At 69.7% G+C, this 26,610-nt stretch carries 25 protein-coding genes; 7 read left to right on the plus strand and 18 right to left on the minus strand.

The window, feature by feature from the left end; translation table 11 throughout:
* Window positions 1-412: 412 nt before the first annotated feature.
* From M2437_RS21575 to M2437_RS21590, 4 genes are all read right to left on the minus strand, one after another.
* Entirely contained in the window at window positions 413-1,405 is a 993-nt protein-coding gene (locus M2437_RS21575; RefSeq protein WP_253388650.1) for a catalase family peroxidase, read from the minus strand.
* Window positions 1,406-1,578: 173 nt separating this feature from the next.
* Window positions 1,579-1,884 carry a hypothetical protein gene (locus M2437_RS21580; RefSeq protein WP_253388651.1) on the minus strand — a complete coding sequence of 102 codons (306 nt, stop codon included), beginning with the start codon at window positions 1,882-1,884 and terminating at the stop codon, window positions 1,579-1,581.
* A gap of 106 nt (window positions 1,885-1,990) precedes the next feature.
* Window positions 1,991-2,578 (minus strand): glutathione S-transferase family protein, encoded by a 588-nt coding sequence (locus tag M2437_RS21585; protein ID WP_253388652.1) that lies wholly within the window; start codon window positions 2,576-2,578, stop codon window positions 1,991-1,993.
* 38 nt (window positions 2,579-2,616) lie between these two features.
* Entirely contained in the window at window positions 2,617-3,279 is a 663-nt protein-coding gene (locus M2437_RS21590; protein WP_253388653.1) for an aldolase/citrate lyase/malate synthase family protein, read from the minus strand.
* Window positions 3,280-3,458: 179 nt separating this feature from the next.
* On the opposite strand from M2437_RS21590, the gene M2437_RS21595 reads away from it, so the two are divergent.
* Together M2437_RS21595 and M2437_RS21600 are read left to right on the plus strand one after the other, a co-directional pair.
* Window positions 3,459-4,574 (plus strand): transglycosylase SLT domain-containing protein, encoded by a 1,116-nt coding sequence (locus M2437_RS21595; protein WP_253388654.1) that lies wholly within the window; start codon window positions 3,459-3,461, stop codon window positions 4,572-4,574.
* Window positions 4,571-6,268, plus strand: a complete 1,698-nt coding sequence (locus M2437_RS21600; protein ID WP_253388655.1) for a DUF2336 domain-containing protein — start codon at window positions 4,571-4,573, stop codon at window positions 6,266-6,268. Before M2437_RS21595 ends, M2437_RS21600 begins: the two co-directional genes overlap by 4 nt.
* A gap of 57 nt (window positions 6,269-6,325) precedes the next feature.
* On the opposite strand, the gene M2437_RS21605 is transcribed toward M2437_RS21600, so the two are convergent.
* From M2437_RS21605 to M2437_RS21630, 6 genes are all read right to left on the minus strand, one after another.
* Window positions 6,326-6,910 (minus strand): cyclase dehydrase, encoded by a 585-nt coding sequence (locus tag M2437_RS21605; protein WP_253388656.1) that lies wholly within the window; start codon window positions 6,908-6,910, stop codon window positions 6,326-6,328.
* A gap of 142 nt (window positions 6,911-7,052) precedes the next feature.
* The gene (locus M2437_RS21610; protein WP_253388657.1) at window positions 7,053-8,225 is read right to left on the minus strand and encodes a zinc-dependent alcohol dehydrogenase; all 1,173 of its coding nucleotides are present in this window, start codon (window positions 8,223-8,225) and stop codon (window positions 7,053-7,055) included.
* A gap of 270 nt (window positions 8,226-8,495) precedes the next feature.
* Window positions 8,496-9,953, minus strand: coding sequence for a UdgX family uracil-DNA binding protein (locus tag M2437_RS21615; RefSeq protein WP_253388658.1), 1,458 nt, complete (start codon window positions 9,951-9,953; stop codon window positions 8,496-8,498).
* Window positions 9,953-11,164 (minus strand): putative DNA modification/repair radical SAM protein, encoded by a 1,212-nt coding sequence (locus M2437_RS21620; RefSeq protein WP_012253744.1) that lies wholly within the window; start codon window positions 11,162-11,164, stop codon window positions 9,953-9,955. The genes M2437_RS21615 and M2437_RS21620 overlap by 1 nt, the downstream gene beginning before the upstream one ends.
* 106 nt (window positions 11,165-11,270) lie before the next feature.
* On the minus strand, window positions 11,271-11,702 hold the full coding sequence (locus M2437_RS21625; protein WP_012253743.1) for an OsmC family protein: 432 nt from the start codon (window positions 11,700-11,702) through the stop codon (window positions 11,271-11,273).
* 85 nt (window positions 11,703-11,787) lie between these two features.
* Window positions 11,788-12,270, minus strand: a complete 483-nt coding sequence (locus M2437_RS21630; RefSeq protein WP_309247841.1) for a RecX family transcriptional regulator — start codon at window positions 12,268-12,270, stop codon at window positions 11,788-11,790.
* A 248-nt stretch (window positions 12,271-12,518) separates the two neighbouring features.
* On the opposite strand from M2437_RS21630, the gene M2437_RS21635 reads away from it, so the two are divergent.
* Window positions 12,519-13,928, plus strand: a complete 1,410-nt coding sequence (locus M2437_RS21635; RefSeq protein ID WP_056152863.1) for a TAXI family TRAP transporter solute-binding subunit — start codon at window positions 12,519-12,521, stop codon at window positions 13,926-13,928.
* Between the two features lies 1 nt (window position 13,929).
* Here M2437_RS21635 and gorA read toward each other — a convergent pair whose 3' ends face one another.
* The 5 genes from gorA to M2437_RS21660 form a co-directional block, all read right to left on the minus strand.
* Window positions 13,930-15,330, minus strand: a complete 1,401-nt coding sequence (gene gorA / locus M2437_RS21640) for a glutathione-disulfide reductase (RefSeq protein ID WP_253388660.1) — start codon at window positions 15,328-15,330, stop codon at window positions 13,930-13,932.
* Complete coding sequence (locus M2437_RS21645) at window positions 15,327-16,496, minus strand: O-antigen ligase family protein (RefSeq protein WP_253389657.1); 1,170 nt, start codon at window positions 16,494-16,496, stop codon at window positions 15,327-15,329. Before M2437_RS21645 ends, gorA begins: the two co-directional genes overlap by 4 nt.
* A gap of 171 nt (window positions 16,497-16,667) precedes the next feature.
* On the minus strand, window positions 16,668-17,264 hold the full coding sequence (locus M2437_RS21650) for a DUF2059 domain-containing protein (protein WP_015950948.1): 597 nt from the start codon (window positions 17,262-17,264) through the stop codon (window positions 16,668-16,670).
* A 41-nt stretch (window positions 17,265-17,305) separates the two neighbouring features.
* Entirely contained in the window at window positions 17,306-18,016 is a 711-nt protein-coding gene (rpiA, locus tag M2437_RS21655; protein WP_253388661.1) for a ribose-5-phosphate isomerase RpiA, read from the minus strand.
* 181 nt (window positions 18,017-18,197) lie between these two features.
* Window positions 18,198-18,707 carry a hypothetical protein gene (locus M2437_RS21660; RefSeq protein ID WP_253388662.1) on the minus strand — a complete coding sequence of 170 codons (510 nt, stop codon included), beginning with the start codon at window positions 18,705-18,707 and terminating at the stop codon, window positions 18,198-18,200.
* Window positions 18,708-18,890: 183 nt separating this feature from the next.
* On the opposite strand from M2437_RS21660, the gene gph reads away from it, so the two are divergent.
* The 3 genes from gph to M2437_RS21675 all read left to right on the plus strand — a co-directional run bounded on the left by gph (window position 18,891) and on the right by M2437_RS21675 (window position 20,824).
* Complete coding sequence (gph, locus tag M2437_RS21665) at window positions 18,891-19,592, plus strand: phosphoglycolate phosphatase (protein WP_012253735.1); 702 nt, start codon at window positions 18,891-18,893, stop codon at window positions 19,590-19,592.
* Window positions 19,593-19,787: 195 nt separating this feature from the next.
* Window positions 19,788-20,615 carry a hypothetical protein gene (locus M2437_RS21670; protein ID WP_499007038.1) on the plus strand — a complete coding sequence of 276 codons (828 nt, stop codon included), beginning with the start codon at window positions 19,788-19,790 and terminating at the stop codon, window positions 20,613-20,615.
* Window positions 20,612-20,824: a DUF4424 family protein gene (locus M2437_RS21675; protein ID WP_253388664.1), complete on the plus strand. Its 213-nt coding sequence runs from the start codon at window positions 20,612-20,614 to the stop codon at window positions 20,822-20,824. Before M2437_RS21670 ends, M2437_RS21675 begins: the two co-directional genes overlap by 4 nt.
* Window positions 20,825-21,027: 203 nt before the next feature.
* On the opposite strand, the gene M2437_RS21680 is transcribed toward M2437_RS21675, so the two are convergent.
* Complete coding sequence (locus tag M2437_RS21680) at window positions 21,028-22,269, minus strand: argininosuccinate synthase (RefSeq protein WP_003604474.1); 1,242 nt, start codon at window positions 22,267-22,269, stop codon at window positions 21,028-21,030.
* A gap of 174 nt (window positions 22,270-22,443) precedes the next feature.
* On the opposite strand from M2437_RS21680, the gene M2437_RS21685 reads away from it, so the two are divergent.
* Entirely contained in the window at window positions 22,444-23,070 is a 627-nt protein-coding gene (locus M2437_RS21685) for a 2-hydroxychromene-2-carboxylate isomerase (RefSeq protein ID WP_015822760.1), read from the plus strand.
* A 4-nt stretch (window positions 23,071-23,074) separates the two neighbouring features.
* Here M2437_RS21685 and M2437_RS21690 read toward each other — a convergent pair whose 3' ends face one another.
* Together M2437_RS21690 and M2437_RS21695 are read right to left on the minus strand one after the other, a co-directional pair.
* A complete protein-coding gene (locus M2437_RS21690) occupies window positions 23,075-25,024 on the minus strand; it encodes a putative bifunctional diguanylate cyclase/phosphodiesterase (protein WP_253388665.1) in 1,950 nt (649 codons plus the stop codon).
* A 280-nt stretch (window positions 25,025-25,304) separates the two neighbouring features.
* The gene (locus M2437_RS21695) at window positions 25,305-26,603 is read right to left on the minus strand and encodes an MFS transporter (protein WP_253388666.1); all 1,299 of its coding nucleotides are present in this window, start codon (window positions 26,601-26,603) and stop codon (window positions 25,305-25,307) included.
* Window positions 26,604-26,610 lie beyond the last annotated feature (7 nt).

The following is a 26,610-nucleotide window of genomic DNA, read 5'->3' on the forward strand; positions in this document are numbered from 1 at the left end:
GTCCCGATCGGTGTGACCGCTGCTTGGTCTGCGGAACCCAGGAACCGAGGCCCCGGAACACGGCCGAGCGCCTGCGGTTGGTGACGCAGGACGGCAGCACGACCTGCCGCACTCGGGAGCGAATGCATGATGGGACTGTCTGGACGCGGAATTTTCTTGGGAGCTGCGCTTCTCACCGGTCTCGCCGGCAGCGCTGCAGCGGCCGAGGACAAACGGGCCGCTTCCCCGTCCCCGGCAAAAGACCGGAATGAGGCCGCCACCGGCAGCGTGGGCGCGGGTGGACTGACCGGCTCGGGCGCCACGAAGGACGGAGCCCGCACCGGCGCTTCGGATACGCCGCGCCCCGCCGGATCCTCCGCTCCGGCCGCCGGGACCGCCCGTTAGGCGGAGCGATCCCGGCTACGCCCATCGCCTATTGCGCGCGCCGGCCGAACGACACCGCGTAGGCCTGAACACGCGCATCGATGAGTGGATCGTCCGACACGTCGATGCCGTCGGTGAGCGCGTTCGGCATGAACAGCAGCGGCTTCTCGGCCTCGGCGCTGTCCGGCACGACCTTAGTGACCGTCAGCGTGCCGAGGTCGAGGGTCTTCCGGCTGTCCGGCCACGGCTTCGTGGCGTCGTTGGTGGGATCGCCCGCCTCAGCGAGCTGCGCCAGCACCCGGAACTTCGCTGGCTCCTTGGCGACGCGCGGGCCAATCTCGTCCACGAGGTAGTTCGGCTCCCGCTTGGCCGCCTCCTCGGCGGACAGAATCTCCTCGCCCTGAACCGGGACGACCCGGAGCCGGAACGGCTGCCGCTTGCCGTCCTTATCGACGAAAACGAAGGCGTTGACGCCGTTATAGGTCTGCCGGGCGAAGCTCGACGGGGTCTTGGCCGTGGAACCCGCCGTGGCGGCGGCCGGGTGCGTGGCGACAAAGCGCTCCAGTGCGGTGGGCTTCTTCGCGTCCGGCCCGCTCTCGGACACCGCCTTCAGCAGGTCGCGGAACTCCTCGCCGGTGGCGACAGGGAAATAGGCAAGCGAGTTCAGGACGACGTCCATATCCGAGCCGTCGCCGAGTTTGAACTTGAGCGACATGCCGTGAGGATTGGCGTTGGCGGCGCCGTCCGCGATCGTCGGCACACCGGTCGCATCCGAGAAGCGGATCGTCACCGGCACGGCCGGCCCCGCGAACAGGGACGCCTTGCTGATCTTCGCCGCGTCGGCAGAGGGGGTGAAGCTGCCCTCGGCGACCACGCCCTTGGCGTGGTTGGCACGCTTTCCGAGATGCTTGCCGAACAGGGTGTTCATGACGTCGATGGTCTGCTCGGCCGTCGAGCTGTCCTGCGCTCGGGCCGGAAGACCGCCGAGGAGAGCCAGCGCGACACCCGCAGCCAGGGCACGTCCGTATCGTGAGATCACCATTCATTCCTCTCGGGGCATGTCGCGACAGGGGACAGAGACCACCCTCGCGAAATGGAACGGTTTTAATCCAAAGCCAAGCGCCGTTGCTTTGGTTACGAACATGCGCTGGCGCTCGCCGTCTGCCGCGAACCGGATATTGGCCCTCGTGTCGCCGCTCCCGCCCCTGCCGGGGCTCACGAACAATCCGGCTCGCCGGAGATCGCTTCGAAGAGCTGCGGGCCGGGGTTCTGACGCGGGTGATGGACGATCCGCACCTCCAGGCGGCACGGGCCGGCGCGCACGCGGAAGCGAGCGGCGTCCAGGCGCTCGACCGCGTCGATCGGGCGACCTTCCAAAGCCTTGGCGGCTGCTTCCAGAACCCTCTGGAACTCACGCAGGCGCTGCCAGGTGGGGGCCAGCGCGCTCCGTGCGGGTGTGGCGAGGATCACGCCGACGAGAAGTGCCGCCAAAGCCGGGGCCGCTCGCCTCCCTGATGCCATGGCTCGATCCAGGTTTTAGAACGTAGCGGGTCGGCAGGCCGACGGGTCATGATGCCGAAAGCATCGTCTTCTTCGAAAGCCAGTGACCAGCTTTCTGGACGATGCTCTAATCGCCGATCCCGAGCCCGGCCTCGACCCGGGCGATCCAGGTCCGCAGGGCCGGATAGGGCGTGAGATCGAAGCCGCCTTCGTGGGCGAGGCGGGTGTAGGCCACGAGGGCCACGTCGGCGAGGCTCAGGTCAGAGCCGACGAGGAAGGGCCGCTCCGCTAGGGCGCCCTCCATCAGCGCCAGCGCGGCGTGGCCCCGCTCGAACAGCTTCGGTTCCAGTTCGGCCTCCGACCGGCCGAGATAGAGAAGCTGAAAGCGGCGCACGGCGATGTACGGCTCGTGGCTGTATTGCTCCCAGAACAGCCATTGCCGCATCTTCGCCTGCGCGAAGGCATCCGCCGGGATCAGCGCGGAATCGCGGGCGAGATAGCCGATGATCGCGTTCGATTCGGCGAGGCTGCGCCCGTCCTCCAGCACGAGGGTCGGCACGCGCCCGTCCGGGTTGAGAGCGAGGAAATCGGGGGTGCGCGTCTGACCCTTCAGGATGTCGAGCTCGCGCCAGTCGAGGTCGATCCCGAGATGCGCCGCGACCCAGGCCACCTTCAGGCAATTGCCCGACTTGCGGTCGCCGTAGACGGTGAACATGGCAACCTCTCCTGTCCCGCTTGCGCCCGAGGGATGCCTCACCCGGCGCCGTCGCGCGGCCGGACCGCAACGCTCGCCGGGGCCCGCACCACGACCCAGTCGAAGCCGTTTTGCTGCACCGCCGCAAGCCGCTCGGGTGAGCAATCCTCGCCCTCTGTCACCATGTCGAAGGCGGCCACCCCAGCGGCCGCGGCGGCGAGGCGGACAAGGCTGCGGGCCTGGGCGAGCGCGCCCGTTTCTCGCAGGACGACCGCAAGCGCCATCCCATCGAGGCCGAGGCCGGTCAGCCGCGGGCTCGCTCCGGCAAAGCTGCGGGCGTCGAGCACACCGAGGGGATGGCCGATCACGGCGAGGATCGCGGTCGCGCCGTCGGGCAGGCCGGCCTGCGCCTCGCAGACGGCAAGCCGGCCCCCGAGGGCGGCCACGTCCCGGCCGGAGCGCGCATCGCGCAGCAGTATGCCGTCCGGTGCTTGCGCCATAAGTGCATCGAGGCCGGAATCGTCGGGACCGTCGAGCGCCGCGTAGAGCGTCAGATCCGGCCGGCGCGCCCGCAGATCCGCCACGAGCCCCGGAGGAAGCGCCGCTTCGAACACCAGCGCATCGGCGCCCGCCGCCAGAGCCGCATCAGCCGATGCCGCGTCCACGATGACGACGGCCCGGCGCAGGCCGTCAGGCTCGGATTGGGGCGAGGCGGGGCGCATACGGCCTTCGATGGATCCGGGCGGATTCAGAACGGCGCCTTTCTGCCCAAGCGGGCGGAAAACCTACGCTTTCTTGTGACGCGACAGGTTGGGAAACGGCCTCATTCAAGCTTCCTTTACCATATGTGCAGGAAAGTCGGGTCTCGCGGGGCCGAATGACGGTCCCGGCGGGACACGTCATGTTCCTGTTCAACAATTCTCCCGTCGCCACCCGCGAGACCGCCGCCCCGGCGCGCGCGGCCGCGGCGAGCGGCGAGGTCGTCGATGCGATCCGCGAAGGGGCGCAGACGAGCGGCGTCGGCTTCGATTACCTGCTCGCCACGGCCCAGCGCGAATCGAGCCTCAACCCCTCGGCCAAGGCGAGCACCTCCACCGCGACCGGCCTGTTCCAGTTCATCGAGCAGACCTGGCTCGGCGTCATGAAGAATGCCGGGCCCAAGCTCGGCCTCTCCTCCTACGCCGACGCGATCTCCTCCGGCGCGGACGGCCGCTACAGCGTGGCGGACCCGGCAGCGCGGCAGGCGATCCTCGACCTGCGCCGCGATCCCAAGGTCTCGGCGGCGATGGCGGGCGCGCTGACGCAGCGCAACGGCGAGGCGCTGAGCGCGGCGCTCGGGCGTGAGCCGAATGCGGGCGACCTCTACGCGGCCCATGTCCTCGGGGCGAAGGGCGCGAGCGCCTTGATCGCGTCGGCGCTGACGAACCCGTCCCGGCCCGCCGCCCTCGACATGCCGGAGGCGGCCGCCGCCAACCGCAGCCTGTTCTACGACCGCGCCGGGCGCCCGCGCAGCGCCTCCGAACTCTATGGATTGTTGAGCCAGACCACCTCCGGCGTGGCGACCCCGGTCGCGACCGCCACGGCCGACGCGAACCCGCCGACGTCCTACGCCTCGTTGGAGGGCGGCCTGCGCTCGCTGTTCCAGACCGACCGGCGCCAGGGCGCCGTGTCGGAAGGGGTGGCCAAGCTCTGGCAGAACCGCGCCGCCGCGAGCACGGCGGAGCGCACCGGCCCGACCTACTTCCCGCGCTCCGACGCCTGGAACGAGACCGAGAGCACGGCCGCGCCGAGCGCCGCCAGAAGCGACATCACGACGACGGGCACGGCCGTGGCGGACACCGCGGCCGCCTCGGAGGCCATCGTCGTGCCGCTGCCGCCGCGCCGGCCCGCCGGACTGACGGCGATGGCAGCAGCGACCACCTTCATGGCCGGCCCGACGACGGACCGGCCGCCCGCCACACCTGCGAAAAACTCGCTGTTCGATCCCTCCGCCTTCCGGCTCAGGAGCGGCTCATGATTCTCCGCCAGTTCCTCACCCTCACCCAGAACGCATCCCCCGAGCGGCGCGCCGAGGCCGCGGGCGCGCTGACGCGCAGCTACCTCCAGGGCACGTTGGGCCCGGGAGCGGCCTGGGAAGCCAAGACGGCCCTGCTCGCCCTGCTCGACGACCCCGCCGCGGCGGTGCGCCGGGCGCTGGCGCAGGCCTGCGCCGATTCGGATCAGGCACCGCGCCCGCTGATCGTGGCGCTCGCCTCCGACCAGCCGGACATCGCCTGCCTCGTGCTGGCGCGCTCGCCCGTGCTGATGGATGCCGACCTCGTCGATTGCGTCGCGATGGGCTGCGAGGAAACCCGCACCGCGGTGGCCGGGCGGCTCGACCTGTCGAAGCCGGTCGCCGCCGCGCTGGCGGAGGTGGGGGGCCCCCCCTCGCTCATCGCCCTGGCACAGAATCCCTATGCCGCGATCGGCACCGCCGCGCTGCTGCGGATGGTCGAGCGGCACGGCGACGACGCGGCCCTGCGCCAAGCCCTCCTCGCGCGCACCGATCTCGCCATCGAGGTGCGCCACGCCATCGTCACCCTGATCGCCGAGCAGCTCTCGCGCTTCGGCCAGGATGCCGGCTGGATCAGCTCCGAGCGCGGCGCCCGCACCGCCCGCGAGGCCCGCGACGCGGCAGCGCTGGCGCTCAGCGACGAGGCCGGGGAAGCAGGGCTCGCCCGGCTCGTCGCGCATCTGCGGGTGCAGGAGCAGCTCACCGCCGGGCTGATGCTGCGGGCGGTTCTCTCCCTGCGCCTGCCCTTCGCGGAGATGGCGCTGGCCGAGTTGAGCGGACTGAGCCGCGCCCGCGTCGCCGGGCTGATGCGCGAACCGAACGGAGCGGGCTTTTCCGCCCTGCACCGCCGCGCCGGCTTGCCCGACCTGCTGCTGCCGGCGGTGCGCGCGGCGCTGACCGTGTGGCGCGATTCCAATGACGGCCGCAACGGCATCGACGGGCCGCGTCTCGCCCGCTCGATGATCGAGGCGGGGCTGACCGCCTGCGAGACCCTGCCCTTCACCGAGGCGCGCGGCCTGATGGCGCTGCTCGCCCGCTTCGAGGCCGAGGCGGCCCGCGACGAGGCCCGCATCCTGGCGCACGAACAGGCCGAGGCGCAGGCGCGGGAAACGGGCGAGGCCGCCATCCTGCTCACCGCACCGGCGTCGGTGGAGGTCGTCGCCACGACCGCGCCCTCCGAAATCCTCGTCCTGTCCCCGGCCTCCGCCACGTTGGAGCCGAACATGCCCGATGCCTCGACCGCGTGGCCGCTGGCGCCGCGGCCGGAAGACCGGATCGGCGCGACCGTGGTCTCGGCCGGGCCGGACGCGGCGATCGTGCCGGACTCGGCCGAGATCGTGCTCGCCGGCCTCGCCGACGCGATCATCGCGCAGTTCATGGCCGACCGCGCCGCCGCCTCGGCGCCGACCCCGGCCCTGATCGCGGCGCGTTCGCCGGAGCCGCTGCCGGAGATCGTTCCGGAACTGTTGCCGGAACGCTTGCCCGAACTCCTGCCGGAACTCTTGCCCGAAATCTCGGCCGAACCCCTGCCCGAGATCTTGGTCGCGCCCAAGCGCATTGCACGCCCGCGCGCGATCGCCGTGGCGGTGGCCGCCGGCATGATCCCAGAGCACCTGATCCTCAGCTACCGCGCGGACCGGGAGCGCCTCGCCGCGTGAGCCGGTCTTAGCGCGGAGGCCTTGGCGCGGAGACGGCTTGTACGCCGCCTCGGCGCCCTAGGCCTCGGCCGACGCCCAAGGCCGCATCGCCTGCGGCCCGACGATGTCGAGCGGCGGCTCGAAATCGCTGGCCCGGCCGCGCATCGCCTCCGGCGATTCCGGGAAGCCGCTGCGGCGGCCATAATCGCTGCGGACCCGGCGCGAGGGACGGAGCGGCGCCTCCGACAGGTTGTGGGCGCAGACCACATCGAGGCCGGTGACGCCGGCCAGGGCCATGAGCGCGATCATCGCGTTGCCCCGTTTCGGGTTGCTTTCCTCCAGGGCCGGCAGCACCGTGGCTATATCGACGGCATCACCCCCGACCCGCCCCCAGATCCAGGGTGTGGGATCCTGCGTGCCGAGGATGCCGACCCCGGTGACGATCTCGCGCACGCCGTAAGCTTGGATGACGGGGGTCAGCTCGGGCTTGCCTAGCCAGCGGGCGATCGCCGCGCCGCCGACGATCTCGGCAGCGCCGAGACCGAGAGAGAACCAGCCGAGTCCCTGGGCCAGCCCTTCCGTCGCCGGATCGGGCCGTCGTCGGGAATCGGGCGCGATCCGAGCGAGCGCGCCGCCGTTCGATCTGTCGCTGTCGCGGGCCATGACACCTCCGCTTTCGAGATTGAATCGGGTCATACCAAATCCGGTTGATCCCTTCGGGATGGCGGATTTGGGCTTCGCTCAAGCGCCGCGCGGGCTGACCGATACGGTTCCCGCTTCGATCAAGCGGAAACCGTATCTGTCGTCAGGGCCGCAGCACGACCTTGATGCAGTTGTCCTTCTTGTCCCGGAACGTCCGGTACAGCTCGGGGCCCTGTTCCAGCCCGGCCCGGTGGGTGATGACGAACGAGGGATCGATCTGGCCCTCCTCAATCCGCCGCACGAGGTCGTCGGTCCAGCGGTTCACGTGGGTCTGCCCGGCGCGGATCGTCAGGCCCTTGTTCATCAACGCGCCCATCGGCATCTTGTCGACGAGGCCGCCATAGACGCCGGGGATCGAGAGAATGCCGGCGGGGCGGCAGACATAGATCATCTCCCGCAGCACCGAGGCGCGATCGCTCTCCAGCATCATCGCCTGCTTCACCCGGTCATAGACCTGCTCGACGGCGCGGGGCGAATGCGCCTCCATGCCGACCGCGTCGATGCACTTCTCCGGACCCTTGCCGTGGGTCAGCTCGTTCAGGCGCTCGACCACGCTCTCGCGGCTGTTGTCGATGACGATCGCACCGCCGGCGCGCGCCATGTCGAGGCGCTCCGGCACGCTGTCGATGCACACGACCTGCTTGGCGCCGAGCAGGATCGCCGAGCGGATCGCCATCTGCCCGACCGGACCCGCGCCCCAGATCGCCACGGTGTCGTGCGGCTGGATGTCGGCCTGCACCGCCGCCTGCCAACCGGTGGGGAAGATGTCGCCGAGGAACAGCACCTGCTCGTCGGTGAGCGAATCCGGCACCTTGATATGCGTCTTGTCGGCGAACGGCACCCGCACGTATTCCGCCTGCCCGCCGGGATAGCCGCCGGTGAGATGCGAGTAGCCGAACAGACCCGCCGTGCCGTGGCCGAACACCTTGGCGGCGAGATCCCGGTTGCGGTTCGAGCGCTCGCAGACCGAGAAGAAGCCGCGCTTGCACTGGTCGCACTCGCCGCAGATGATCGTGAACGGGATGACGACCCGGTCACCCTTCGTCAGCGCGCCGTTCAGGCCGCGGCCGGTCTCGACCACCTCGCCCATGAACTCGTGGCCGAGGATATCGCCCTTCTTCATCGCCGGGATGAAGTGGTCGTAGAGATGGAGGTCCGAGCCGCAGATGGCGCAGGCAGTGACCTTGATGATCGCGTCGCGATCGTCTTCGATTTCGGGATCGGGAACCGTATCGCAGCGGATGTCCTGGGTGCCGTGCCAGACGAGGGCTCTCATCGGATCTCTCCCAAGGATTATTTTCGGACACGCGCGAATGCTTGCGCGCGCTGCCTGCATATCCACGGGATGGCGGGTTTTGTTTCGATCTTGATCGATGATGTTTGGAGCTGCTTACAATTGATCGTTTTCCAGCTTCCCGGCACCTCTTAGAACCGTATCCGGCCTGATTGCCTCAGGCCGGTGGCTCATGGTCTTTGTGGCAACGCGCTTTCTTGCGCCGAACCGGTGACCACTTCGTCGGAAAGCGCTCTGGGAGAAGCGCTCGCCTCACGCCGCGAGGGCGTTGGCCCGCCGCAGATCATCAACGAAGGCCTGATAGGCCGCCGCCTTCGCCGCCTCGTCGGGCAGGCGCAGCAGGTAGGAGGGGTGGACCGTGATGAAGCCCGCGAACGGCCGCCCGAACGCGGCGGGGCCGCGGGCGCGGGTGATCGGGATCTGCTTGCCCGTCAGCGACAGCACCGCGGTGGCCCCCAGCGCCACGACGAGCTTGGGGGCGACGAAGTCCAGCTCCTTCTCGAGCCACCAGCGGTAATGGCTCACTTCGCCGGCGGTCGGCTTCTCGTGGATGCGGCGCTTGCCGCGCAGCGTGAATTTGAAGTGCTTGACCGCATTCGTGAGGTAAGCCTCCCCCCGGTCGATCCCCGCCTCTTCCAGCGCGCGGGAGAGAAGCTGCCCCGCCGGCCCGACGAAGGGTTTGCCCTGACGATCCTCCTGATCGCCCGGCTGCTCGCCGACGAAGGCGATCCGCGCGCCGACCGGCCCTTCGCCGAGCACGGCCTGGGTGGCACCCGGCACCAGCGGTTCGGAGCGGGCGATGATCGCGTTGAGGGCTTCCAGCGAATCCGGCTCGTCCTGGGCCATCTTCGCCACGGCGCGGACGGGGTCACGCTTGACCGGCATCGTCGGCTCCTTCTCGATCATCGCCTGCGCGCGGGCGCTCGCGGCCCGCACGAGACCGGGAATCGCCGCCGTCTCCGGCATGTTCCGCCAGTACTTGCGGGGCATCTCGGCGCGCATAGCATCGAGGTTGAGCCGGGCCGGGTTGAAGGTGCTCTCGTAATAGTCGCGCCAGCCGGCCTCGAAGCCGTCCCCTTCCGGCACATCCTCGCGGCGGCCGGGCGGACCGAAGCGGAGCGTGCCGTCCCAATGCGCTGAGCCCTCGGGCGTCAGGATCGACCATGTCAGCGCGCGGAAGCGATCGACGAAGAAGGGTGCCGCGGCCCCCAGGATGTGGTGGTCGGGCTCGAACCACGCCACGAAGCGCTCGGCCCCCTCCCCCGGCACCCGGCGGAAGCGCAGGAAGGCGTGCATCTTGTGCAGGTCGCGGCCGATCGCCTTGCGCATCCGGTGGAGGCGGTGGACGAGCGGATCGCTCAGGACATCCATCAGCGCCCGCTCACCGTGCAGGACGCGCCAGAGCAGGGCGTAGAGCAGGCCGTAGCGCTCGGGATCGCGGTGCGGCACCACCATCGGGATCAGCTCGGTCACCGCGCGGGGAAGCCGCAACGGCGGGCCGTCTACGGAGCCGGACTCGGCGCCGAACAGGCTCGGAGCCTCGGTCTGCCAGACGATGTTTTTCGGCGGGATCTCGGCCGCGATCAGGCGGCGCGCCGCGGTGCGAAACCCCGAAAGATCTGCGCCGGGGGCGAGGCTGATGACATGGATGCCGCCGCCAAACCGCCCTCCCCCCTCTGCGGGGGAGGGGTTTTCCAACGGCACGCCCATCAGAACAGACTCAACTGCTCGGCCGGCTCCGCGAGCTTCGCCCGTAGATCGAGCCGGTCGGTCAGCGTCGTCGGCCGGAAGTCCTCGGCGATGAGAAAGGGCCGCGCCCGCTTCAGCCCGGAACTCAGGCGGGCCACGTCGTCGAGGCGCAGGCGGCCATGGCGGCGGGCCTTGATGATGGCATCGACCGCCCGCGCCCCGAGTCCCGGCACCCGCAGCAGCATCTCGCGGTCGGCGCGGTTCACATCGACGGGAAAACAGTGGCGGTTCTTGAGCGCCCAGGCGAGCTTGGGGTCGATGTCGAGGGCGAGCATGCCGTCCTCGGAGGCCCCGGCCACGTCGTCGGGGGAGAACTCGTAATACCGGATCAGCCAATCGGCCTGATACAGCCGGTGCTCGCGCCGCAACGGCGGCGCCTGGGGCGGCAGGGCCGCGGAGGCGTCGGGGATCGGGCTGAAGGCCGAGTAGTAGACGCGCTTGAGACCGTAGGTGCCATAGAGCAAAGCGGATTTGCGGATCATCGCCTCGTCGGTGGTGGCGTCGGCCCCGACGATCACCTGCGTCGATTGCCCGGCCGGCGAGAAGCGGCGGCGCTCCTCCTTGGCCTGGACGATGCGCTCGCCGATCTGGCCCATCGCGCTCTCGATCGCCGCGCCGTCCTTCTCCGGCGCGAGGCGGTTCAGGCTCGCCTCGGTCGGCAGTTCGAGATTGATCGAGAGCCGGTCGGCGTAGAGCCCCGCCTCCTCGATCAGCCAGGGGCTCGCCTCGGGGATCGACTTCAGGTGGATGTAGCCGCGAAAACCGTGCTCGCGCCGGAGCTTCTTGGCGACGCGGGTCAGCATCTCCATCGTGTAGTCCGGCGAGCGGATGATGCCCGAGGAGAGGAACAGCCCCTCGATGTAGTTGCGCTTGTAGAACTCGATCGTCAGCGTCACGACCTCCTCGACCGAGAAGCGCGCGCGGGCGACGTTCGAGGAGCGCCGGTTCACGCAATAGGCGCAGTCGAACAGGCAATAGTTGGTCAGCAGGATCTTGAGCAGCGAAACGCAGCGCCCGTCCGGCGTGTAGGCGTGACAGATGCCGGCGCCCGTGGTCGAGCCAAGCCCGTCCGCGCCGGCCTTGCGCTTGGGCGCACCGGAGGACGCGCAGGAGGCGTCGTATTTGGCGGCATCCGCAAGGATGCGCAGCTTGCGCGCGAGCTTCTCGTCCATCGAACGGAAGATGAACGCACGCGCGCCGGGATCAATGCGGCGCGTTGGCCTGCGCACCGGAAAAGCGCCCTCCTGCCGCGCAGCGCGACGGGAGGGCCGGGGCGGCTCAGCTCGGGCTCAGCGTCTTGTCGAGGGTGATCTCGGCGTTGAGCAGCTTCGAGATCGGGCAGCCCTTCTCGGCATTGCCGGCGAGTTCGTCGAACTTCGCCCCATCGATGCCGGGGATCACCGCCTTGAGGGTGAGGGCCGACTTCGTGACCTTGAAGCCGTCGCCGTCCTGCACGAGCGTGACGACCGCCTTGGTGTCCAGCGAGGTCGCCTTGAGGCCGGCGGACTGGAGCTGGAAGGCGAGCGCCATGGTGAAGCAGCTCGCATGCGCGGCGGCGATCAGCTCTTCCGGATTGGTGCCGGGCTCGTTCTCGAAGCGGGTGTTGAAACCGTAGGGATTGTCCGAGAGCACGCCGGATTGCGTCGTGATCTTGCCCTTGCCGGTCTTGCCGTCGCCTTCCCAGTGGGCGCTCGCGTGGCGGTCGGTCATGCTGTCGTCCTCGTCGTCTTCAAGCGGAAGCGATCCGCGTGGCCTTCGACGTGGAGCGGTGGACGGTCATGTCGAGGGGCAGCCCTCACTCTTGGTTGATGGATGTCTCATCCTCGCCTGCCTCGCTGGCGAGCACGGCCTTGGCGAGCGCGTAGGAGAAACCGGCCCGCGCCATGGCGGCAAGATCGCGCTCGCGGTTGGCTTCGCGGGTTTCCGGCCGGCGGTAAGGGCCGAGACGGCGGCGGCGGGCATAAGCAAAGGCCGCTCGCTCCTCGGTATCGGCCTCGCCCTCTTGCGTCCCGGCCGCCTCGTCCTCTTCGGCGAGGGTCGCCGCGATCGTCTCCCGGTCGATCCCCTTGGCGGCGAGCCGCGCCTGCGCCTGCCGGGTCGAGGTGCCGCGCCGCCTCAGGCCGCGCAGGCGGGCGGCGGCAAAGCGCGCGTCATCGACGAGCCCGGCCTTCTGCGCGCGGGCGACCGTCTCCTCGATCAGGCCGGCATGCGCGCTCGCATCCTCGTCGCGGGAGCGGCAACGCCGGTCGATGCGGCGGGCGAGCACCCGGCGCAGCATCTCCGACGAGGCGCCGTAGCGGTCGAGATAATGCGTCGTGACCCGTTCCAGCCACGCGGCGGTGACCGGCGGCTCGGGCCTTGCTTCAGGTCGCCCATCATGTCGCCCATCTGTTGGGCTATCACGTCGGCTTGAAACGGTTCGCGCGATCATTCGTTCTTCACGATCCGGACAGGTTTTCGATTCATGAATCTTGGATGGATCGCACGCGATTTCGAGGGCTCCGCCGCCGCATGGTGGCCACGCTCATGAGGCGCGAATGGCTCTACGTGCTGCTGGCCCTCGGGTTCGCGGCCGTGGCCGGCCTCGTCGTCACCCTATCACGTCCCACGCTGCTCACGGTGGCGGTCGGCCCGCGCGACGGGGTCGAAGCCGGGCTGATCGAGACCTATGCGCGGGCGCTGACCCGCAATCACGAGGACGTGCGTCTGAAGGTCGCGCCCTTCGACGACGTGCGCGACAGCGCCGCCGCCCTGGAGCAGGGCCGCGCCGACCTCGCCGTGGTGCGGCCCGATGTGAAGCTGCCGGATAACGGCCTGACGCTGGCCATCCTCCACGACGAGGCGCTGATCGTCGCCGCCCCCGAAGCCAACGGGATCGAGAGTTTTTCGGATCTCTCGACCCGGCGCCTCGGCGTCGTCACGCGCCACGAGGCCGACCTGCCGGTGCTGACGAGCCTGCTCGATTTCTACGACTTCAAGGCGGCCGCGGAAGACGAGGCGCTCGGCAGCGACGCGCTCGCGGCGGGACGCATCGGCCTCGTGCCGCTTAAGGCCACCGAGATCACCGCGGCGCTGGAGGGCAAGCGGGTCGATGCGGTGGCGATCATCGCGTCGCCCACCGCCAAGCCGGCGCAGGCGATGCTGCGGGCGGTCGAGGCGGCTTCGCCGGAGCGCAAGGTCACCCTCGTCAGCGTGCCGGACGGGAAGGCGATCGTGCAGCGCGTGCCGACGCTCCAGGCCGTCACCCTGTCGGCGGGCACCTTCGGCGGACGGCCGAAGCGCCCGGAAGAGGATGTCGAGACGGTGGGCGTCTCCTACCGGCTGATGGCCCGCGGCGCGGTGAGCCGCGTCGCCGTCGCCTCCGTGGTGCAGCACCTGTTCGAGTGGCGCTCGCGCCTCGCGGCCGCCGCCCCGATCGCGCATCAGATGAAGCCGCCGGATTACGACACCACCGTCACGGCGACGAGCGCGCAGCTTCCCAACCATCCCGGCGCGGTGGATTATTTCGAGCGCGAGCAGCAGACCTTCCTCGATCGCTACGAGGACTGGATCTACCTGTTCGCCTTCTTCGGCGGCACGCTGGGCTCGGGCGTCGCGTGGCTCGGCCAGCGCCTCGCCCGCAAGCGGCGCGAGCGCATCGACATCGTCCTCGACCGCCTGCTCGACATCCTGGCCGAGGCCCGCGAGGCGCAATCGGCGGCGGCCCTCGACACGCTCACCCGCGAGACCGACGCGCTGATCACCGACGTGGTGCGCCAAGCCCGCGAGCGCAGCATCGATTCGCGGATGATCAGCGCGCTGATCCTCGCCATCGACGCGGTGAACGGCGCCCTCGACGACGGTCGCCGCGCCTTCGAGCCCAGCGCCGATCCGAACACCGGCAGCCGGGCGCGCACGGCGCGACTGCTGTCGCTGAGCCTGCCGGCCGCGGAATAGGCTAGCCCACGCCCACCGGATGCTTCACCACGAACGGCGTCCGCATCGTCACCAGCTCCTCGCCGAGCGTCGGATGCACGGCGATGGTGTGATCGAAATCGGCCTTGGTCGCGCCCATGGTCACGGCGATGCCGACCGCTTGGATGATCTCGCCGGCATCCGTGCCGAGCACGTGGACGCCGACCACCCGGTCGCTGGCCCGGTCCACCAGAATCTTCATGATCACCCGCTCGTCGCGGCCCGAGAGTGTCGCCTTCATCGGGCGGAAGCTCGCCTTGTAGACGTCGATCTCCCCGTAGCAGCGCCGGGCCACGTCCTCGTTGTGGCCGATCACGCCGATCTCCGGCGTCGAGAACACGGCGGTGGCGATCAGGCGGTGATCGACGCACCAGGGTTTGTTGCCGAACACCGTGTCGGCGAAGGCGTGGCCCTCGCGGATCGCCACGGGGGTCAGCGCCGCGCGGCCGTTCACGTCGCCGACGGCGTAGATCGACGGCACCCGGGTGCGTGAATCCGCCTCGACGGGAATCGCGCCGCGTTCATCGAGATCGATCCCGACCCGTTCCAGCCCGAGCCCGGCGACGTTCGGGCGCCGGCCCGTGGCTACCAGCACGCAATCGACGGTCAGGCTCTCGCCCCCGTTCAGGGTGGCGCGGATCGCCGAGCCGTCCCGCTCCAGGCGCTCGACGGTCTGCCCCAGGCGCAGATCCATCCGCTTGGCATAGGCCTCGCCGAGCGCGTCGGCGATCTCAGGGTCGAAGCCGCGCAGCAGGCTTTGTCCGCGATGGAGCAGCGTGGTCTTGGAGCCGAGGCTGGCGAAGACGCCCGCGAACTCCACGGCGATGTAGCCGCCGCCGACCACGAGGATGCGCTCGGGCTGGGTCTCCAGCTCGAACACGCCGTTGGAATCGATGGCGAGCTCCGCGCCGGGAATCAGCGGCTCGCGTACCGGTGTGGCGCCGGTCGCGATCAGGATGAAGCGGGCCCGGACCGTGCGGTCCGCGTGCACGAGGCGCACCGTATGCGGGTCCTCGATCACCGCGCGGTCGGCCACGACCTCGACCCCGGCGCCCGCGAGGTTGCGGCCGTAGATGCCCTCCAGCCGCGCGACCTCCGCGTCGCGGGAGCGCTTCAGAACGGCCCAGTCGAAGCGCGGCGTCTCAAGGTGCCAGCCGAAGCCGGCGGCGTCCTCGAACTCGTCGGTGAAGCGGCCGGCATAGACCATCAGCTTCTTCGGGACGCAGCCGCGGATCACGCAGGTGCCGCCGACGCGATACTCCTCGGCCAGCATCACCCGCGCGCCGTGGCCGGCGGCGATGCGGGCCGCCCGCACCCCGCCCGAACCGCCGCCGATCACGAACAGGTCGACGTCGAAGGACTCGCTCATCGGTGTCTCGCTCATGCGCGCGCGTCTTCACTCTCGTGTGCGGGCTCGTATGGGGGCTTGGCGCAAGCCGCCGCCCGCAGCCATGTGATGGCGGCCCCGAGGCCCGCCGTCCACCATCCCTGCCACGCACCGTGCTCGACGAACATCACCGCCACCGCCGCCCCCAGCAAGCCGAGCGCCGTGGCGAACAGGAGCCGCGGCAGGGCCGCCGCCGCCCGCAGGGCCAGGAAGGCGACCAAAGCCGCGAGCGCCGCGCCGACGAAGCCGAGTTCGGCCCAGATCTGGAGGAAGCTGTTATGCGGATGGCCGACGGCCAGCATCGCCCGCATCTCCGGCTCGAGTGTCACCGCCGCCGGCACCTCGGCGAAGCGCAGGCCCATGCCGTAGCCGGAGCCGATCCACGGCGCCTGCGCCACCGCGGCGCCGAAGCTCTGGGCGATGGCGACCCGCGCCCGCGACGAAGACTGCGTCAGCCGCTCATGCGCCGCCTCCGGCATTAGCCGGTGGAGGATGTCGCCCTCGACCGGGGCCAGGGCGAAGGCGAGCCCGAGGGTCAGCGCCGCGAGCGCCAGGGCCACGGATCGGGGCGCCAAGCGCCCGACCGCGAACATCACGGCGCCCGCGAGCAGCCCGAGCATGGCCGCGCCGCTGATCGAGCGCAGGATCGCCAGCGCCGCCACCCCGAGCAGGATCACGGCGGCGAGGCGATGGCCGCGCAGGGCGAGGAAGGCGGCGATGGGCCCGGCCAGCAGCAGCACAGTCAGCAGCGGGCGGTTGAACATGAACAGGGCCACGCGCTGCCCGAGCCAGGCCTGCGGCGCCAGCCCGAGGGCGAGGCTTGCCGCGATGAAAAGGCAGGCGGCGGCGAGCAATCCGGCGCCGAGGGGCAGCGCCCAGGGCGGCAGCCGGGCCGGCGCGAGCCGGGCGAGGATCGCCGCGGCGGCGAGCGTCGGCAGGAATTCGGACAGTACACGGCCCCAGAGCGCGGGAAACGGGCTCCAGGCCAGCGAGACGAAGCACCAAGCGAGTAAGGCGAGCGCGGCGAGGCCGAGCAGAGAGCGCAGGGGGGTGATCAGGTCGGAGGCGGCGCGCCCGCCGCGCTCGGCGACGGCGCCGGCGAGGAACAGCAGTGCCGCGATGCCGACGACGAGCGGGCTCGACCGATTGGCGAGGGCCATCATCGGCGCCACCAGCGCCAGCGCGACGGCTCCGGCAGCGTAGAGCCGCGTCGCCGCGCTAGAGCATCGTCCTGGATACCTGATCCAGGACAATGCTCTAGGCATTTGTCTCTGCATCATCTTCTTTCCGAAAGCCGGCAACCACCTTTCGGGATGATGCTCTAGGGCCGGCGATCACTGGAGCTGGTGGCCGCGCTTGCCCATCTCGGCGCGGGTGCGGACCATGATGTATTCCGAGACCTCCTGGGTCCAATCCTGCATGGCGCCGACCATGTCATCGAGGATCTGCGGCTGGGTCTCGACGTAGCGCTTGCCCGCGGGCGAACGGAAGAAGGTGACGATGTCCGTCAGCTCGGCCTCGTTCAGGCGCTTGGCGTAGATCCGCGCGGCGATGTTGATCAGCCGCTGCTTCTGCAGCTCCATCTCGGAATCGAGCCCTTTCAGCACCTCGTCCAGATCCTTGGCGAGATCGGGCCGCGTCACCGCGTTCTTGCGGATCTGCTCGGCCATGGTCGGGATGATCGAGTCGAAGGAGCGGGCGATGCCGGAACTCAGCATCACCTCGCGGGCGAGTGCGAGGTGGGCGGCGCTGAGATCTGGCTCCGGCGCAGCGGCCGGCGGCGGGGCCGCGCCGGGCTTCACCGTCGGCTTCGGAGAGGTGGCGGGGGGCTTGGCGGCCGGCTGCTGCGCCTGCGCCGCCGGCATGAGGACGGCCTGCGACAGCAGGGCCGCGAGGAAGGGGCCGCCCAGGGCAGCGAGACGGAGAACCATGCGGGAGAAGCTCCGAAGAAGGGAAAGGCGGCGGCCGGGCGTTAGAGGCGGCCGAGAACGCTGACGACGGCCGCATCGCCGTCGGCCGCGGCAAGGATGGCCGCATCGGCGATGCCGAGGAACAGGCCGTGCTCGACCACGCCGGGCACCGCCCAGAGCCCGGCGGACAAAGCCTCCGGATCGGGAATACGGCCGAGCCGCAGATCGAGGATGGCGTGGCCGCCATCGGTGAGGAGGGGGGCACCGGACGCGTCGTAGCGGCGCACGATCTCGCCCGTGCAGCCGGCCCGCGCCACCGCCGCCTCGACGGCGCGGGTAGTGGCGCCGATGCCGAACAGGTTCACTTCCACCGGCAGCGGAAAGGCGCCCAGGGTCTCGACGTGCTTGGAAGCGTCGGCGATCACGACCATGCGGCGGCTCGCGACCGCGACGATCTTCTCGCGCAGCAGCGCGGCACCGCCGCCCTTGATGAGGCGCAAGCTTCCATCGACCTCGTCGGCCCCATCGATGGTGAGATCGAGTTCGGGCAGGTCTTCGAGGGTGGCGAGCGGGATGCCCTCGCGCTCGCAGGCGATGCGGGTCGCCTCCGAGGTCGGCACCCCGGTCACGTTGAGCCCTGCGCGCACGCGCTCGCCCAGCAGCTTGATGAAGGCCGCGGCCGTGCTGCCCGTGCCGATACCGAGGCGCATCCCATCCTCGACCAGGGGGATCGCGCGCTCGGCCGCCGCCCGCTTCAGATCCGGCGCGCTCACGAAACGACCTCGGGAAGCGAATTCATCGGGGGGCACTCGGACCATCGAAGCTGGGGCGGCGAATCTGGGACGATTGGGGAGGCAGGCCCTAGCACGCCTCCCGGCGACCGTAAAAGACGGATGCTAAGAAGCACGGATGCTTCCCAAGGGCCCAGAACGGCGTCCGGCGCTTCGTCGGCGGTCAGGGCCGCGTTCCCTGCGGCGGCGTGGCGCTCGGGCCGGCGCGGCCGGGGGCCGGTCCGGTCGCGGCGGCGCCCGCCCCGCTCGCGGTGCCAGCGGGCGGCGGGCCGGCCTGCTCGGTGCACACGACGAGTTCCTGACGGATCTGCACGTAGCAGGCGCTGGTTTCGCCCGTGCGGTAGTTGACCCGGTAGATCCCCGACTCGCGGGCGTGGCGCGAGGCGATCAGGCCGTACTCGCCGGGCGTCTGCGGGCCGGCGCCCTCTCCGGCGGCAAAGCACAGCGTGACGCCGACGCTGTCGTCGCGCAGGCCGTACTGGCAGGAGGTGACCTCGCCGTTGGCGCGATCGATCCGGTAGATCCGGTTCAAATCGACCGCGGGCGCGGCCACGAACTCGTAGGGCCCGGAAGCCTCGGCTGCCAAGGGCAGTCCGGCCAGGGCCGCAACGAGCAGGCCGGTCGACAACCGAGAGAGAGAACGACGCGAAGGAACACGCATGGGGCGGGACATCGTCTTGTTGCGAAAGAGCGAAACGGCGAATCATCGGCGGCTCGATCAAGCACCTGCTCCGTGGCGGAGCTTGGGCAGAGAGGCAACACTGAGTGTCCGCGCTAACCGGGTATCAACCGCTAGGGTTGATCGTAGGAGAGACGACCGCTAGCCAGCTTGACAATGAAACGCACCGGGACGCCGATGAACGCGCACAGCTCCCCGATCGTCGTGTTCGATCTCGACGGGACCCTCGCCGAGACCGCGGGCGACCTCATCGGCACCCTGAACGTCGTCCTCGCTCGGGACGGCCAAGCGCCGCTTCCCCTCGAACAGGCCCGCGACCTGCTCGGCGCGGGCGCCCGCGCCCTGATCCAGCGTGGCTTCACGGTCGCGGGTGCGAGCCTGACGCCGGAGCGGCTGGAGACGCTGTTCCAGGATTTCCTCGTCTATTACGGCGAGCATCTCACCGACAATTCCTACCTCTTCCCCGGCGTGGTCGAGGCGCTGGACCGGCTGGAGGCGGCGGGCTTCCGCCTCGCGATCTGCACCAACAAGGTCGAGTCGCACGCCGTGGCTTTGCTCGACGCGCTGGGCATCGGCCACCGCTTCTGCACGATCGTCGGCAAGGAGACCTTCGCCTTCTCGAAGCCGGACCCGCGCCACATCACCGCGACCATCGAGCGCGCTGGGGGTGATCTCCACCGCGCCGTGATGGTGGGTGATTCGAAGGCCGACGTCGCCGCGGCCAAGGCGGCGGGCATCCCCGTCGTCGGCGTGACCTTCGGCTACACGCCCGTGCCGATGCGCGAGCTCGCGCCCGACTGGGTCATCGAGCATTTCGACGCCCTGCCCGACGCGGTCGACGCCCTCCTCGCCCGCGAGACCGTGAAGCCGGCGGCCTGAGTTCCTGCCGGCCTCAATCGCCGGCGCCCGCCTCCGCGGGCTCAAGGCTTTCGCGCCACGAAACCGCTCGCGCGGCTTCGCGCGTTGACCCTTCAGAGAGTCGCGACACGGCTTGCACCCGCGCGGGCGCTGGGCCACTGAGCGTTGCAACGGGGCCTTGACCGCCCCGAGGGGCGCGAGAGGCAGACCGGCGACATGAGCGAGACGGACACCTTCGACCTGACGCTGGAGCGCATCGCGCTGATCCGGCGGATGGTCGTGGCCTGGAACGGAGCGGAGACCGGCGCGCCGATGATCCATCCGGACGCGCCCTACGGCAGCACCGACCGTGACGGCGACATCTTCAACGTCACCGGCGACGACGAGGGCGCGGACGAGGAGCACCGGGCGATGGGCGATGCGCTCGCCGTGTTCCTGCAGAACGCGACGCTGAAGCCCGGCCGCTACCAGTACCACAACCCGCTCGCCAAGCTCGCGCCGGGGGACCTGTTCGACGTGTTCCGCGACGAGGCCACCGGCGAGACGCCCGAGCATATCACCTTCGAGGTCACCGACGCGCACCTACGGCTGCTGCGGGCGTTCAGCCTCGAATGGGACGAGGCCTACGACGTGCCGCGCGTCGATCCGAAGCGGCCCTACGGCGGCACGACGTGGCACACGGCGGAGATGGCGGCCCATCTCGGCGAGCCGCCCGAGAAGGACCGCCGAGGGCCGCGCCATCCTGACCGACGAACAGGAGGCCCGCCTGGAGCGCCTGCACCGCGAGATGCAGCCGGCGATGCAAATTTTTTTGCGGTACGGCGATCTCGGGCCGGGACCGTTCCGGCAGTCCGAGGGCACGACCGGCTGGGAGCCGGCCTGAGCGCATCCGCTCCCCCTTTGCGAATCGCTGCGCCGGCCGCTTATCAGCGGTCGGGCCGTGCCGCGGTTCCGAAGGGGGAGGCCGGATTGGCTGGCATCCGGCGCGTCCGCCAGCGAAGCCCGAAGGCTACACCCGCGCCTTCGAGGTGCCCTACATCGTGACCACGGCCCGCAACTGGGCCGGGCGCATCGGCCGCTTCACCCTGACGGTGGACCAGGGCCGCGCGGACGCCCTCGTCAGCTTCTGCCGGCAGGGCGTGCGCAAGACGGGGCCGGCCACCTTCGTTTGGGAAGCCCGCGACTACGTCCCGGATTCCGACCTGCGCGTGCTCCTCGTCTCGAACGATCCCGCCTTTCTGGGGGATCGCTGAGATCCACTTCGACCCTATCGTCAGCGGGTTCTCCGACCCCTCCCCCTCATCCTGAGGTGCGCCTTGCCTTGGCAAGGCGCCTCGAAGGAGACCTCCAGAGGCCGCCGCGATTCCGGGAGCCCTCCTTCGAGGCCGCTCCGCGGCACCTCAGGATGAGGAAACGTCTCGGAGAGGCGAAGCGAACAGGCGCTGAGGCGCGAGGCTCAGCCCTCGCGCTTCTTGCGTTGCGCCAGGGTGCGCAGGCGCAGGGCGTTGAGCTTGATGAAGCCGGCCGCGTCGCGGTGATCGTAGGCAACGGCGCCCTCCTCGAAGGTGACGAGGTCCTGATCGTAGAGCGAGTGCGGGCTCGTGCGGCCGATGACGTGGACGCCGCCCTTGTAGAGCTTGAGCCGCACCTCGCCGGTCACCTTCTCCTGGCTCTTGTCGATCAGCGCCTGGAGCATCTCGCGCTCCGGCGAGAACCAGAAGCCGTTATAGATCAGCTCCGCGTATTGCGGCATCAGCTGGTCCTTGAGATGCGCCGCGCCGCGATCCAGCGTGATCGACTCGATGGCGCGGTGGGCCGGCAGCAGGATCGTGCCGCCGGGCGTCTCGTACATGCCGCGGCTCTTCATGCCGACGAAGCGGTTCTCGACCAGATCGAGCCGGCCGATGCCGTTGGCGTGGCCGAGCTCATTGAGCTTGGCCAGCAGCGTGGCGGGCGAGAGCGCCTCGCCGTCGATGGAGACCGCGTCGCCCCGCTCGAAGCCGATGGTGACGATCGTGGGCGTATCCGGCGCCTCCTCGGGGGAGAGGGTGCGCGAATAGACGTAATCCGGCACCTCGACCGCCGGGTCCTCCAGAACCTTGCCCTCGGAGGAGGCGTGCAGGAGGTTGGCATCGACCGAGAACGGGCTCTCGCCGCGCTTGTCCTTGGCGATCGGGATCTGGTGCTGCTCGGCAAACGCGATGAGCTGCTCGCGCGAGCGCAGATCCCACTCGCGCCACGGCGCGATCACCGTCACGTCGGGCTTGAGCGCGTAGTAGCCGAGTTCGAACCGGACCTGATCGTTCCCCTTGCCGGTGGCGCCGTGGCACACCGCGTCGGCGCCGACGCGCTCGGCGATCTCGATCTGCTTCTTGGCGATCAGCGGCCGGGCGATCGAGGTGCCGAGGAGATAGATCCCCTCGTAGACCGCGTTGGCGCGGAACATCGGGAAGACGTAGTCGCGGACGAATTCCTCGCGCAGGTCTTCGATGAAGATGTTTTCCGGCTTGATGCCGAGCAGCTCGGCCTTGCGGCGCGCCGGCTCCAGCTCCTCGCCCTGGCCGAGATCGGCGGTGAACGTCACGACCTCGCAGCCATAGGTGGTCTGAAGCCACTTGAGGATGATCGAGGTATCGAGCCCGCCGGAATAGGCGAGAACGACCTTCTTGACGGATTTGTTCGGGAGGGCGTCGGACATGGTGTTGGGCTCGGGCAACAGGGTGAAGGCGGATTAACAGCGGAGGCGCGCGGCGCGCAACCGGCGGGGCGGGATGCCGGTTGCCTCGTTTCCGATCCAGCCTGCCCCGGCGCGTCTCCGCAGACGTGGTAGGGTCGCCGGCAGGACGGACCAGACGATCCGGAGAATCGACGAATGCGGCGGCGAGCGACCCTGGAATTCTGGTATGAGTTCGCCTCGACCTACTCTTACCTGTCGGCCATGCGCATCGAAGCGCTGGCCAGGACTGCCGACGTCGAGCTGCGCTGGCGACCGTTCCTGCTCGGGCCGATCTTCGCGACGCAGGGGTGGACCAACTCGCCCTTCAACCTCTATCCGGCCAAGGGCCGCAACATGTGGCGCGACCTCGATCGCGAGGCCGCGCGGCTCGGGCTCCCGCCGGTCACGCGCCCTACCCCCTTCCCGCAGAATTCCCTCAGCGCGGTGCGCGTGGCGACCTACGGCGCCGACCAGGACTGGCTGGTGCCGTTCTCGAAGGCGGTGTTCGAGACGAGCTTTGCCAAGGGCGGCTCGATCGCCGAGCCGGCGGCGGTGGGGCGCATCCTCGATGGGCTCGGGCTCGACGGCACCCAGATCCTCAAGGCGGCAGCTTCCGAGGCCAACAAGGGCCGCCTGAAGGTGGCTGGCGAGGAGGCCCGCTCTCGCGGCATCTACGGCGCGCCGAGCTTCCTCACCGAGGACGGCGAGCTGTTCTGGGGCAACGACCGCCTGGAACAGGCGATCGCCTGGGCCGCGGGCGACCGGCCCGACGGGCTGCGGTGAGGGATCAGGCGGAGACCGGCTCGGCCTCCGCCGCGCCGCGAAGGCCGCCGAGCAGGTCCGTCATCGGCATCGGCACCCCGATCAGGTAGCCCTGAACGTAGCGACAGCCGTGACGGCGCACCGCGCTCAATTGCTCCGTGGTCTCGATCCCCTCGGCGATGCCGTCCAGGCCGAGATTCTGGCAGAGATCGAGGATCGTGATCACGACGCTGCGCCCGAGGTCGGATTCGACATCGGCCATGAAGCCGCGGTCGATCTTGATCCGGTCCAGCGGCAGGCGGTGGACGTAGTTCAGGCTCGAATACCCAGTCCCGAAATCGTCCAGCGCGATCTTGATGCCAAGCGCGCGCAGCAGCGTGATCGCCTTTTGCGCCCCCTCGAAGTCGCGCATCAGCGCGGTCTCCGTCAGCTCCAGCGTGATCCGCCGGGGATCGAGCCCGCTCTGCCGGACCGCGGCGAGGATCGCGATGACCGTCTCGGGCGAGGCGAGATCATGTGAGGAGAGATTGAACGACAATCCGATGTCGTCCGGAAGCCGGGCCGCGTCGGCGAGCGCCTTTCGCAGGAGAAGCAGGGTCACCGAGTGGATCATGCCGCAGCGCTCCGCCACGGCGATGAAGCGGTCGGGCGGCACGCGCCCGAGCTTCGGGCTCGTCCAGCGAGCCAGCGCCTCGACCGTGGTGATGCGGTCCGTCACCGTGTCGAGGATCGGCTGGTAGTGCATCTCCATCTCGGCGGCGAGATCCGCGCTCTGGAGGGCGGCCTCCACCGCGCGCTCGGCCCGGATCGCGTCCTCATGCTCCTGCGAGAACAGGGTCGTGGTCCCGCGCTTGCGCTCCTTGGAATGGTAGAGCGCATAATCGGCCCGGTCGAACAGCGCATCCGCCGCCCGTCCGGCGCTGGGATACAGCGCCAGACCGCCGGAGCATCCCGGCACGACCTGCGTCTCGCCGAGCGAAATCGGCGCGTGCAGCGCCGTACAGATGCGGTTGCAAAGCTCGACCGCGTCGGCCGTGCGGTCGGCCGCGTGGATCAGCACGCCGAACTCGTCGCCGCCGAGGCGCGCGATCGTCACGCCGTCCGCGGCGAAGGCGCTGAGACGGCGCCCGGTCTCTTCCAGCACCCGGTCCCCGGCGGTGTGGCCGAACGTGTCGTTGATCGGCTTGAACCGGTCGAGGTCGAAGATCGCGAGGGCGAAGGCGGCGTTTCCGGTCGCCGAAGCCGCGATCAGCGCATCGAGGCGCTGGAAGAAATAGCGCCGATTGGGCAACCCGGTCAGGCTGTCGGTATGCGCCAGGCGCTGGTTCTCCTCGCCGAGCCGCTGGGCTTCGGCCTTGGACTCGAGCAGTTGGAGGAAGGCCAGGAAGTTGTTGGTGAGGATGCGCACCATCACCACCGTGACGAAAGCGGTGTTGAGCGCGATCGCGATGAAGACGCTGTTGCCGCTCGTGAAGCAGTGAATCAGGAAGCTGCCCATGACGATGATCGTCACGACGAGCGCCGCCGCCGGCAGATGCGTCAGGCAGAAGATGCAGGCGATGACGGTGATCGCGACGAAGATGGCGACGTGACCCTGCTCGAACGGTCCGCCATAGGACGTGAGCTTCATCGCCCAGCCGACGAAGAGGGCCGAGAACAAGACGGTGAGGAGGCTGGTGCCGCGCAGCCGTTTGACGGCCTCTTCTCCGGAGATCGACTGCGGCCGAAGATGCCACCAATGCGTGGCCCGCACCACACACAGGCCGATCATCACGCCGGGCAGCCCGACGGTCAGCCAAGCCGGCGCAAGTGGGTAATGGGTGAATGCGAGGGCGCAGGCGTTGACGGAGAGCAGCGCGTAGAGCGACGGGATCTGCTTCTGCAACTCCCCGATCTGACGGATGCAGGCTTCCGGGTCGGTATAGCTCGGTACGATACCGCTCAGGAGCTCTCGGCGGCCGTAAATGAATTTCATTCTCATCTTGCCGAACACCAGACCATGAACACGTCGCCGCGCGTCCTCTCCCGGAGATGCATTTGGTCTAATTTTTCCTAAAAATTCATTGCATCGAAATAGTCAGTCTTCGCCTGTCCGACATGGGCGAAAGAACGTTTGCGCCGCGATGCAACGGCCGTTGGCCCGGCACGCGGGCCGGGTCCGCCTGTTCTAAGCGGCCGCCTTGAATGCCCGGGCTCGATTGGGACTTCTCCGGCCCGTGACAGCCTGCTCCTCGGCGGTGACGCACCGCCGGAATTCACCTCCGCGTCGCTGTATCGACATGGATATCCCGCCCCCGCGTCTCCGGCAGCAGCAGGGCGGCGACCGTGCCGACGAGGCTGAAGGCGGCGAGGTAATAGGCCGGCGCCATCCGGTCGCCGGTCGCGGCGATCAGCCAGTTCACGACGTAGTTCGTGCTGCCGCCGAAGATCGAGACCGAGAGCGCGTAGACGATCGACAGCCCAGCGCTGCGCACCGCCCGCGGCAGGGCTTCGGGGATGGCGACGATGATCGCCGCCGCGTTGACCGAGGACAGGGCCGAGAGCAGGAAGGTCACGGCGTAGACGCTGTACGCGCTGGGGCTGCCCAGCATCCACAGGAAGGTTGGCACGGCGAGCAACAGGATCAGCGCGCGCGGCCAGATCATCACCGGCTTGCGCCCGAACCGGTCGGCGAGCCAGCCGCCGAGGAGCGGAAAGATCACGGAGGCCAGCCCCAGGGCGATCGGCACGGCGTTGGCCGCCATCTCCGAGAGGCCGAGCGTCGCCCCCGCATAAACCGGCATGTTGGTGCCCACCGCGTTCGAGACGGTCGAGGCGGCGATGACGAGGAAGGTCAGCCCGAGCATCCGCCCGTGCTGGCGCAGCAGCCGACCGAGCACCGCACCCGTCGAATCGGCAGCGGCGGGGTCGTGCCCCTCGCCCGCCGTCTCCGGCAGGTGGCTGCGGATCACGAGGCCGACCGGCACGACGAGCAGGCCGAGACCGAACATCAGCCGCCAGCCCCAATCGGCCATGGCCGTATCGCCGAGCACGAGGGTCAGCACGGTGGCGAACAGGGCGGCGCAGCCCTGGCTCGCGATCTGCCAACTCGCAACGAAGCCGCGATGCCGCGCCGGGGCCGCCTCGATCAGGAAGGCGGTAGAGGGTCCGACCTCGCCGCCGAGCGCCAGCCCCTGGATCAGCCGCCCGGCGATCACGATCACCTGTGCCCAGACGCCGAGCACCGCCGTGCCGGGGCAGGCCGCCAGCATCAGCATGCCCACCGCCATCAGCGCGATGGTGATGAGCATCGCGGGCTTGCGCCCGGCCCGGTCGGCGAAGGCGCCGATCAGCACGCCGCCCACCGGGCGCATGACGTAGCCGATCCCGAACAGGGCGAGCGAGGCGAGAAGGCTGTCGGTCGGGCTATCCGAGGGGAAGAAGGTCGCGCCGATCGACTTGGCGAAGAAGGCGTAGATCGTGAAATCGTAGAATTCGAGGGCGTTGCCGAGCACGACCGCTCCCACGGCCTTGCGGTCGAGGCGCGGGGGCGCGGCGCTTGCGGGCGAGTGCATCGTGATC

The organism is Methylorubrum pseudosasae (assembly GCF_029504475.1).
GTDB lineage: Bacteria > Pseudomonadota > Alphaproteobacteria > Rhizobiales > Beijerinckiaceae > Methylobacterium > Methylobacterium extorquens.

Bases quoted from the DNA above. Each gene is read 5' to 3' on its own strand.
- M2437_RS21575 (WP_253388650.1), bottom strand. From the start codon at position 1,405: ATGGTGATCTCACGATACGGACGTGCCCTGGCTGCGGGTGTCGCGCTG.
- M2437_RS21580 (WP_253388651.1), bottom strand. From the start codon at position 1,884: ATGGCATCAGGGAGGCGAGCGGCCCCGGCTTTGGCGGCACTTCTCGTC.
- M2437_RS21585 (WP_253388652.1), bottom strand. From the start codon at position 2,578: ATGTTCACCGTCTACGGCGACCGCAAGTCGGGCAATTGCCTGAAGGTG.
- M2437_RS21590 (WP_253388653.1), bottom strand. From the start codon at position 3,279: ATGCGCCCCGCCTCGCCCCAATCCGAGCCTGACGGCCTGCGCCGGGCC.
- M2437_RS21595 (WP_253388654.1), top strand. From the start codon at position 3,459: ATGTTCCTGTTCAACAATTCTCCCGTCGCCACCCGCGAGACCGCCGCC.
- M2437_RS21600 (WP_253388655.1), top strand. From the start codon at position 4,571: ATGATTCTCCGCCAGTTCCTCACCCTCACCCAGAACGCATCCCCCGAG.
- M2437_RS21605 (WP_253388656.1), bottom strand. From the start codon at position 6,910: ATGGCCCGCGACAGCGACAGATCGAACGGCGGCGCGCTCGCTCGGATC.
- M2437_RS21610 (WP_253388657.1), bottom strand. From the start codon at position 8,225: ATGAGAGCCCTCGTCTGGCACGGCACCCAGGACATCCGCTGCGATACG.
- M2437_RS21615 (WP_253388658.1), bottom strand. From the start codon at position 9,953: ATGGGCGTGCCGTTGGAAAACCCCTCCCCCGCAGAGGGGGGAGGGCGG.
- M2437_RS21620 (WP_012253744.1), bottom strand. From the start codon at position 11,164: ATGGACGAGAAGCTCGCGCGCAAGCTGCGCATCCTTGCGGATGCCGCC.
- M2437_RS21625 (WP_012253743.1), bottom strand. From the start codon at position 11,702: ATGACCGACCGCCACGCGAGCGCCCACTGGGAAGGCGACGGCAAGACC.
- M2437_RS21630 (WP_309247841.1), bottom strand. From the start codon at position 12,270: ATGCTGCGCCGGGTGCTCGCCCGCCGCATCGACCGGCGTTGCCGCTCC.
- M2437_RS21635 (WP_056152863.1), top strand. From the start codon at position 12,519: ATGAGGCGCGAATGGCTCTACGTGCTGCTGGCCCTCGGGTTCGCGGCC.
- gorA (WP_253388660.1), bottom strand. From the start codon at position 15,330: ATGAGCGAGACACCGATGAGCGAGTCCTTCGACGTCGACCTGTTCGTG.
- M2437_RS21645 (WP_253389657.1), bottom strand. From the start codon at position 16,496: ATGATGGCCCTCGCCAATCGGTCGAGCCCGCTCGTCGTCGGCATCGCG.
- M2437_RS21650 (WP_015950948.1), bottom strand. From the start codon at position 17,264: ATGGTTCTCCGTCTCGCTGCCCTGGGCGGCCCCTTCCTCGCGGCCCTG.
- M2437_RS21660 (WP_253388662.1), bottom strand. From the start codon at position 18,707: ATGTCCCGCCCCATGCGTGTTCCTTCGCGTCGTTCTCTCTCTCGGTTG.
- gph (WP_012253735.1), top strand. From the start codon at position 18,891: ATGAACGCGCACAGCTCCCCGATCGTCGTGTTCGATCTCGACGGGACC.
- M2437_RS21670 (WP_499007038.1), top strand. From the start codon at position 19,788: ATGAGCGAGACGGACACCTTCGACCTGACGCTGGAGCGCATCGCGCTG.
- M2437_RS21680 (WP_003604474.1), bottom strand. From the start codon at position 22,269: ATGTCCGACGCCCTCCCGAACAAATCCGTCAAGAAGGTCGTTCTCGCC.
- M2437_RS21685 (WP_015822760.1), top strand. From the start codon at position 22,444: ATGCGGCGGCGAGCGACCCTGGAATTCTGGTATGAGTTCGCCTCGACC.
- M2437_RS21690 (WP_253388665.1), bottom strand. From the start codon at position 25,024: ATGAAATTCATTTACGGCCGCCGAGAGCTCCTGAGCGGTATCGTACCG.
- M2437_RS21695 (WP_253388666.1), bottom strand. From the start codon at position 26,603: ATGCACTCGCCCGCAAGCGCCGCGCCCCCGCGCCTCGACCGCAAGGCC.